Source organism: Mycobacterium colombiense, assembly GCF_003284975.1.
GTDB lineage: Bacteria > Actinomycetota > Actinomycetes > Mycobacteriales > Mycobacteriaceae > Mycobacterium > Mycobacterium europaeum_A.
Genome location: NZ_QMEU01000056.1, coordinates 20960 through 29084, shown reverse-complemented (window position 1 = coordinate 29084; position 8125 = coordinate 20960). Strand labels below are relative to the sequence as shown.

Below are 8125 nucleotides of genomic sequence, written 5' to 3'. Positions count from 1 at the left end.
ACGGCCCGGAGGCGGCGACTGGCTGGGCCGCGGCGGCCGACGGCCGGCGCGCACCGCGGCCACGGCGTCGGCGAACGGCCCCCCGCTGCGATAGCGCATCGCCGGGTTCTTCACCAGCGTGATCTCGATGAGTTCGCGCACGTTGGGTGGCAGCTCCGCGGGCAGCGGCGGCGGCGGTTCCTTGATGTGCTTCATCGCCACCGTCAGCGCGCCGTCGCCGGTGAACGGCCGCTTGCCCGAAACAACCTCGTAGCCGACGACTCCCAGCGAGTACACGTCGCTGGACGGGGTGGCGTCGTGACCCAGGGCCTGTTCGGGCGCGATGTACTGGGCGGTGCCCATCACCATCCCCGTCTGGGTCACCGGTGCAGCGTCGACGGCCTTGGCGATACCGAAGTCGGTGATCTTCACCTGGCCGGTGGGGGTGATCAGGATGTTCCCGGGTTTGACGTCGCGGTGCACCAGGCCGGCCGCGTGCGCCACCTGTAGGGCCCGACCAGTCTGCTCGAGCATGTCCAGCGCGTGCCGCAGCGACAGTCGGCCGGTGCGCTTGAGCACCGAGTTCAGCGGCTCACCGTTGACCAGCTCCATCACCAGGTAGGCGGTCCGGCCTTCCCCGTCGAGCTGGCTCTCGCCGTAGTCGTGGACGGCGGCGATGCCGGGGTGGTTGAGCATGGCGGTGGTGCGGGCTTCGGCGCGGAACCGCTCGATGAACTCCGGGTCCTGGGAGAACTCCTGCTTGAGGACCTTGACGGCGACGCGCCGGCCCAGCCGGCTGTCCACCGCCTCCCACACCTGACCCATGCCGCCGGTGGCGATCAGGCGCTGAAGGCGGTACCTGCCAGACAGCGTCACACCAACTCGCGGGCTCATGGTCCTCCCTGTAGCGCAGCCTGGATCACAGCCCGTCCGATCGGCGCGGCGAGTGCACCCCCCGTCGCGGACAGGCGGTCGGCGCCATTCTCCACCAACACCGCCACGGCGACCTTCGGGGTCTGCGCGGGCGCGAACGCGATGTACCACGCGTGCGGCGGGGTGTGCCGCGGATCGCTGCCATGCTCTGCGGTACCAGTCTTCGATGCGATCTGCACGCCGGGAATGGCCCCTTTCTGCTGTGCGACCTTCTCGGCGCCGACCATCAGCTCTGTTAGCTTAGCGGCGACCTGCGGCGACACGGCGCGCCGCTGCTCATACGGTGCTGTGGTGCTGATGGTGGTCAGGTCGGGCCCCTTGAGGCTGTCGATCAGGTAGGGCTGCATCGTCACCCCATCGTTCGCGATGGTCGCGGCGATCTCGGCGTTTTGCAGCGGTGTCATAGCGACATCCTTCTGCCCGATGCTCGTCATGCCCAGCGCCGCGGCGTCCGGAATGATGCCGATGGTCGACTCCGCGACCTGCAGCGGGATGACGCTGGGCGTGCTGTCCAGCCCGAACGAGTGCGCCATGTTGCGCAGCGCGTCGGATCCGGTGAGGAGCCCGAGCTGGACAAAGGCGGTGTTGCAGGACAGGGCGAAGGCCTGCTGCAGCGACACCGTCGGCTCGTTTCCACACGACTCCCCACCGTAGTTCTCCAAAGTGGCGGTGCTGTTGGGCAGCGGAATCGAACGGGCGGCGGTCAGCTGCTCGGTGTCGGAGGCACCGGCCTGCAGCGCGGCCGCGGTGGTGATCACCTTGAAGGTGGACCCGGGCGGGTAGGTCTCCGAGATGGCCCGGTTGGCCAGCGGATTGTCCGGGTCGTCCCGCAACTTCTGCCATGCCTGCGCCTGCACCTCGGGATCGTGCGACGACAGCAGGTTGGGGTCGTACGACGGCGACGACACCATCGCCAAGATCCGGCCGGTCGACGGCTCGAGGGCGACGACGGCGCCCTTGCAGGGCGGACCGCCGCAGCCCTGTTGCATCGCGTCCCAGGCGGTCTGCTGAACCCGCGGCCTGATCGTGGTGTCGACGTTCGCGCCGCGCGGATCGCGCCCGGTGAAGAAGTCGGCAAGCCTGCGCCCGAACAGCCGCTCGTCGGAGCCGTTCAGCAGCGGATCCTCGGCGCGTTCCAGACCGGTGCTGGAATAGCGCAGCGAGTAGAACCCCGTGACCGGCGCATACACCGCGGGGTTGGGGTAGACGCGCAAGAAGCGGTAGCGGTTGTCGGTGGCGGCCGAGTAGGCCAACAGCTGGCCGCCGGCCACGATCTGGCCGCGCTGCCGCGAATACTCGTCGAGCAGGACCCGCTGATTGCGCGGGTCGGCACGCAGCGAATCGGCGGCGAAGACCTGGGTCATCGTGGCGTTGATCAACAGCAACACGATCAACGCCATCACGGTCACCGAGATCCGGCGCAGGGAGGCGTTCATACTTTCTCGATCACCTCGGTGCCGGCCGCCGCGATCGACGGCTCGTTGCGTGCGCGGGTGCGCAAGGGACGACGGGCGCTGTGCGAGATGCGCACCAGGATTGCCAGCAGCACGTAGTTCGCCAGCAAGGACGAGCCGCCGTAGGACATCCACGGGGTGGTCAACCCGGTCAGCGGAATGAGCTGGGTTACCCCGCCGACGACGATGAACAGCTGAAGCGCCAGCGTCGACGCCAGACCCGCGGCCAACAGCTTGCCGAAGCTGTCGCGGGTCGCGATGGCCGTGCGCAGGCCACGCACGATGACGATGGTGTAGAGCATCAGAATGCTGGCCAGGCCCACCAGCCCGAGCTCTTCGCCGAACGCGGCGATGATGAAGTCGGTCGAGGCGGCGGGCACGGTGTCCGGCTGGCCGTTACCGAGGCCGGTGCCGAAGATGCCGCCGGTGGCGAAGCTGAAGAGCGACTGGACGATCTGGTAGCCGCTGCCGTCGGGGTCGGAGAACGGGTCCCACCACATCTGCACCCGCACCCGAACGTGGGCGAAAATGTAATACGCGACAACGCTTCCCGCGACGAACAGCACCATGCCGATGCCCACCCAACTGAAGCGTTGGGTGGCCAGGTACACCACCACCAGAAACGACGTGTACAGCAATAGCGAAGTGCCGAGGTCTTTTTCAAAGGCCATCACGCCGACGGAGATCACCCACGCCGCCAGCAGGGGCGCGAGGTCGCGGGGGCGGGGCAGCGTCAAACCCATGAAATGCTTACCGACGCTGGTGAACAGGCCGCGCTTGGCGATCAGCACCGCGGAGAAGAAGATGAGCAGCAGAATTTTGGAGAACTCGGCGGGCTGAATTGAGAAGCCGGGCAAGCGAATCCAGATTTTGGCGCCGTTCTGTTCGGACAGCGATGCCGGCAACAGGGCCGGGATCACCAAAAAGATCAGGCCGACCAGTCCGCAGATGTAGCCGTAGCGCGCCAGTTGGCGATGGTCCTTCAAGAACGTGACCACTAGGGAGAAGGTCACCACGCCGATCAGGGTCCACAGCATCTGCTGAGTCGCGCTGGGGTGGTGCCGGCCGCTGAGCTGATTGGTGACCAGATCGAGCCGGTGAATCATCACCAGGCCAAGGCCGTTGAGTAACGCCACAATTGGCAACAGCAGCGGGTCGGTGTAGGGCGCGAAGCGCCTGACGGCCATGTGTGCGGACCCGAAGACGACAAGAAACACCAGCCCGTAGCTGATGGCGGTCCAGTGCAGGTCGCGCTCTTGGTTGGCTTCGACTATCAGCAGCGCGGCGACGGTGATCAATGCGGCGCAGCCCAGCAGCAGCAACTCGGCATTGCGCCGGGTGGGCAACGGGGGGGTGACCGCGACCGGCGGCTGAAGCTGTGTCGTCATGCCACCGTCCGGCAATCGATGCCCGGTTGAAGTGGCGGCCCGGGAAGCGCGGTGACTGTCTGCGACGTGGTCGTCGGACCTGCCGGTGCAGAGTTCGCGGGGCCGTTGGCGCTCGTGCCCGGTGGGGGGCTGGCGCTCGAAGAGTTGGAGGTCGGCGGTGCTGGTGATGCGGTGGTGCCGGATTCTGGTGTTCCGCTGCGGGGGGCCGGTGCTCCGGGCGGCGACGTGGCGCGCGGTGGCGGACAGATCGGCAGCAGGTATTCCGCCAGCAGTTGCCGCAGCTGCGATTCGGCCTGGTCCAGGCTGCCGCCCGGCAGCCCGGTTTGCACCTGCACCTGTCCCGGGCGGCGCAGGTCTTGCAGCGTCATCAGCTGGCAATTGGAGTGCCCACCGGATTGGCCGTAGCTGACCAGGGACAGCTCGTTGCGGGTGTTGAGGCAGCCCACCAGGTAGGGCTGCTGCAACGGGACGCCCAACAGGGTGCCCTGGATCCCGCGGACGATGGAGATTTTGCCGCTGTATTCCGCGACGTAGTAGTTGCGCTGGATGACCCACCATCCGACGGTGAGGCCGGCAAACACCAGCAGCACCGCCAGGGCGACCGCCAGGAACATCTTCCGGCGCGACCAGCGCGGCCGATTCGGTGTTTCCGGTTGCGGCGCAACGCGTTTGGCGGACTCGTCGCGCGGCCGGATCGCCGAGGCGCGTCCGGCGGAGGTGTTGGGCAGGGTCATCTGATCCTCGTCGCCCGACACCGCCCCGGCGAGGATCGGCTGGGTCTGCCCGTAGTCGTAGTCGACCACGTCGGCGACCACCACGGTCACGTTGTCCGGGCCGCCGCCGCGCAGCGCCAACTCGATGAGGCGGTACGCGGCCTCGGCAACGTCGGGGATCTGCAGCGCTTCGAGGATGGTCTCGTCGCTCACCGGATCCGACAACCCGTCGGAGCACAACAGATAGCGGTCGCCGGCGCGCGCCTCGCGCATGGTCAATGTCGGCTCCACCTCGTGACCGGTCAGCGCCCGCATGATCAACGACCGCTGCGGGTGGCTGTGGGCCTCTTCCCGGGTGATCCGGCCTTCGTCGACCAAGGTCTGGACGAACGTATCGTCCTTGGTGATCTGGGTGAGTTCACCGTCGCGCAGCAGGTAGCCACGCGAGTCGCCGATGTGCACCAACCCGATGCGGTCGCCGGCGAACAGGATCGCGGTGAGGGTGGTGCCCATGCCCTCCAGCTCGGGTTCGGCTTCGACCTGCGCGGCGATGGCCGCGTTGCCGGAGCGGACCGCATTGTCGAGCTTGGCCAGCAGGTCGCCGCCCGGCTCGTCGTCGTCGAGGTGGGCCAGCGCGGCGATGACCAGCTGGGATGCCACCTCCCCGGCGGCGTGACCACCCATGCCGTCGGCCAGCGCGAGCAGTCGCGCGCCGGCATAGACCGAGTCTTCGTTGTTGGCGCGTACCAGGCCGCGATCACTGCGCGCGGCGTATCGCAGAACCAGCGTCACGGGCGCAACTCGATCGCCGTTTTGCCGATCCGAATCGGCGTTCCGATTGGAACTCGTACCGCAGTCGTCACCTTCGCCCTGTCAAGGTAAGTACCGTTGGTCGATCCTAGATCTTCGACGTACCACTCCGAGCCGCGCTGAGACAGCCGGGCGTGCCGCGTCGAGGCGTAGTCGTCGGTGAGCACCAGGGTGGAGTCGTCGGCCCGTCCGATCAGTACCGGCTGCCCGCTCAGCGTGATGCGTCCGCCCGCCAGCGCCCCTTCGGTGACCACCAGATAACGGGCCGCATGCCGGCGCTGACGAGAAGGCAGCAGCGTGCTGCGCAGCGCCAATCCCCGTCGCACCATGACAGCACCGGTGGGCGCGTAGATGTCTGTCCGAAGGATCCGCAGCACGGACCAGATGAAAACCCACAGCAGCATCAAAAATCCGGCGCGCGTCAGCTGCAGTACCAGTCCCTGCATCTGGCGTCCTTTCCGTCCTAGCGTCGCATCCCTGGTGCCCGTGACTCCGAGCACATCGGCTACGTCACGATACTTGGACGGCGGTCGACACGGGGCGAAGCACGGCAGCGTTAAGCCCAGTGGCTTAGTGGATCCGGACGATGATCTCCGAATGGCCCAAGCGGATCACGTCGCCGTCGGCGAGCTGCCACTCTTGGATCGGTGCGTTGTTCACCGTGGTGCCGTTGGTCGAATTCAGATCCGAGAGCAACGCAACCTGTCCGTCCCAGCGGATCTCGAGGTGACGGCGTGACACGCCCGTGTCGGGCAACCGGAACTGAGCGTCCTGGCCGCGCCCCACGATGTTGGAGCCCTCGCGAAGCTGATAGGTGCGACCGCTGCCGTCGTCGAGCTGCAGGGTGATCGTGGTCCCGCCGGCGCCGTAGCCACCCTGGCCGTAGCCGCCGTAACCGCCCGCGGCTTGGCCGTAGTCGGCGGGCTGGCCGTAGTCGGCCTGCTGCCCATAGTCGGCCTGCTGGCCGTATTCCGCCGGCTGCCCGTACTCCGCCTGTTGGCCGTACTCGTACTCGGGGCTGGCCGCCTCGGGGTAGCCGCCGCCCTGACCGCCGTACGTGCCGCCCTGCACGGGCTCGGAGTACTGGGTGTACTCGCTTGAGCCGTAGTCCTGGCGGCCGTATCCCCCGCCCTGCTGGTAGCCCTGGTCGTAGCCACCGCCCTGCTCGGGGTAGGCCGGGCGCTGTTCCGGCGGAGCGTAGCCGCCCTCGTCCTGGCGGGCCGGACCGCGACCGTAATCGCCGTATCCGCCGTAGCCCTGCTGACCGCCGCCCTGCGGACCGCCGGGCGGGCCGTAGCCACCGCCCTGGCGATACCCCTGGTCGTAGCCCTGGCCGCCGTAGCCGCCGGGGGCGGGCGGACGCTGCTCGTAGGACTGCGGGTAACCGCCCTGTCCCTGGTCGGGGTAGCCGCGCTGGTCTGGGTAACCCTGCTGAGGCGGGTAGCCGCCTTGACCCTGGTGGTCGGGGTAGCCGCGCTGGTCTGGGTAACCCTGCTGAGGCGGGTAGCCACCATGCCCCTGATCGGGGTAGCCGCCCTGGTCCGGGTAGCCGCCCTGCTCGGGATGCCGGGGCGGCGGGTAGCCCTGCTGAGGTGGATAGCCGCCCCCCTGCTCGGGCGGATATCCACCCCGCTGGTCGGGTGCGCCCTGCTGGTCCGGGCCACCGCGCGCCTCGTCCTGGGGACGCCCGTAGCGGTCGTCGTAGTACTCGTCGCCGGGCCGCCCCGGCCCCTGAGCCCCGCGGTAGCCAGAATTGTCAGTCATTGCTGCTACTCCTCGTTCTTCGCCGAACGCATTATTTGATTGTGGCCGGACGGGGTCGTCGACCGTCGGGCGGGGCTGAACATCAGGGTTGACAGCACCACGGGCGCGGTACTGGCCGGTGTGCAGGTTCGTCGACTGCTCGAACCGGACGACCACCTCACCATACGTTTGCCACCCCTGTTCGTGGATGTAGTCAGCCAAGTACCTCGCGAAAGCGCTCGACGTGAGATCCGGATCGGCGCTCACCTTCTCGAAGTCGTGCATACCGAGGGTAATGATGTATTCGTTTGGGGCCAAAAGGCGATTTCCGTGAAGCTTCTGCACCCCATCACGCGCTTCGCGGCATAACAGGGCTTCGACCTCTTGCGGAACGATCGATCCACCGAATACCCGGGCGAAGGCATTGTCCACCGTCGCCTCGAGCTTGCGCTCGATCCGCGCAACCAGCCCACGTTGGCTACTCATGTCCTACCGTTCGCGTGCACTTGCCAGGAGGTATTACCGGTGGACGGCAAACGAATCACCCCGGTGCTGGCTCACTCTCGAATGGTATCGGGACATCGTGCCGCCGCGGCACTTTCGAAATTGTGAGAACTGCATCGGCCCAGCTCAGCGCATTCCCGGCGGACGGGTGCGCGCGCGGGACGTTGTGCGGGCCCACTGCAGCGGTTCGGGGATCGGGCCATTAGAGTGATATGGTCCATCGGTTGTTTTTCCGGGCGAGTGGCGGAATGGCAGACGCGCTGGCTTCAGGTGCCAGTGTCCTTCGGGACGTGGGGGTTCAAGTCCCCCTTCGCCCACACTGATCGGTTCAACGAAAAGTCACGGCCTCGCAAGAGGTCGTGACTTTCGTGTTTGTCTCGGGGTTCTGCTCGAACCGCGGCGGCACCGATGGCGGGACTTGATGGTCGAGTTTCTCGTTCACAGGCGAACGGCATATTGCGACGACGTGTCGGTCAAGCCGGTCCGGGCCGTGCAGATGCAGATGACACCTACTTGGCGCCGCGGATCGCTCCTGGGCTCATCGACGGCCGGCGGCCTTCCCGTGTATCCGGGCAGCGACGTGGTCGCGGCACCGCCGTGG

At 67.3% G+C, this 8125-nt stretch carries 6 protein-coding genes and 1 tRNA gene; 1 reads left to right on the top strand and 6 read right to left on the bottom strand.

Annotated features, from left to right (window positions below):
* The 6 genes from DQP58_RS17370 to DQP58_RS17345 all read right to left on the bottom strand — a co-directional run.
* Positions 1-873 (bottom strand): serine/threonine-protein kinase (locus DQP58_RS17370; RefSeq protein WP_133259391.1); only part of this gene is annotated, 873 nt, incomplete at its 3' end.
* Positions 870-2348 carry a D,D-transpeptidase PbpA gene (gene pbpA / locus DQP58_RS17365; RefSeq protein WP_112709519.1) on the bottom strand — a complete coding sequence of 493 codons (1479 nt, stop codon included), beginning with the start codon at positions 2346-2348 and terminating at the stop codon, positions 870-872. The genes pbpA and DQP58_RS17370, both read right to left, overlap by 4 nt.
* Complete coding sequence (locus tag DQP58_RS17360; RefSeq protein ID WP_112709518.1) at positions 2345-3754, bottom strand: FtsW/RodA/SpoVE family cell cycle protein; 1410 nt, start codon at positions 3752-3754, stop codon at positions 2345-2347. The genes pbpA and DQP58_RS17360 overlap by 4 nt, the downstream gene beginning before the upstream one ends.
* Positions 3751-5259 (bottom strand): protein phosphatase 2C domain-containing protein, encoded by a 1509-nt coding sequence (locus tag DQP58_RS17355; RefSeq protein WP_112709517.1) that lies wholly within the window; start codon positions 5257-5259, stop codon positions 3751-3753. The genes DQP58_RS17360 and DQP58_RS17355 overlap by 4 nt, the downstream gene beginning before the upstream one ends.
* Entirely contained in the window at positions 5256-5723 is a 468-nt protein-coding gene (locus tag DQP58_RS17350) for an FHA domain-containing protein FhaB/FipA (RefSeq protein WP_007771646.1), read from the bottom strand. Before DQP58_RS17350 ends, DQP58_RS17355 begins: the two co-directional genes overlap by 4 nt.
* Before the next feature lie 124 nt (positions 5724-5847).
* Complete coding sequence (locus DQP58_RS17345) at positions 5848-7506, bottom strand: DUF3662 and FHA domain-containing protein (RefSeq protein ID WP_112709516.1); 1659 nt, start codon at positions 7504-7506, stop codon at positions 5848-5850.
* A gap of 252 nt (positions 7507-7758) precedes the next feature.
* On the opposite strand from DQP58_RS17345, the gene DQP58_RS17340 reads away from it, so the two are divergent.
* Positions 7759-7841, top strand: a tRNA-Leu gene (locus tag DQP58_RS17340).
* The last annotated feature ends 284 nt before the right edge of the window (positions 7842-8125 follow it).

What these genes read in the sequence shown, in the direction of transcription:
- DQP58_RS17350 (WP_007771646.1), bottom strand. Translation starts at nt 5,723, where the DNA reads ATGCAGGGACTGGTACTGCAGCTGACGCGCGCCGGATTTTTGATGCTG.
- pbpA (WP_112709519.1), bottom strand. Translation starts at nt 2,348, where the DNA reads ATGAACGCCTCCCTGCGCCGGATCTCGGTGACCGTGATGGCGTTGATC.
- DQP58_RS17345 (WP_112709516.1), bottom strand. Translation starts at nt 7,506, where the DNA reads ATGAGTAGCCAACGTGGGCTGGTTGCGCGGATCGAGCGCAAGCTCGAG.
- DQP58_RS17360 (WP_112709518.1), bottom strand. Translation starts at nt 3,754, where the DNA reads ATGACGACACAGCTTCAGCCGCCGGTCGCGGTCACCCCCCCGTTGCCC.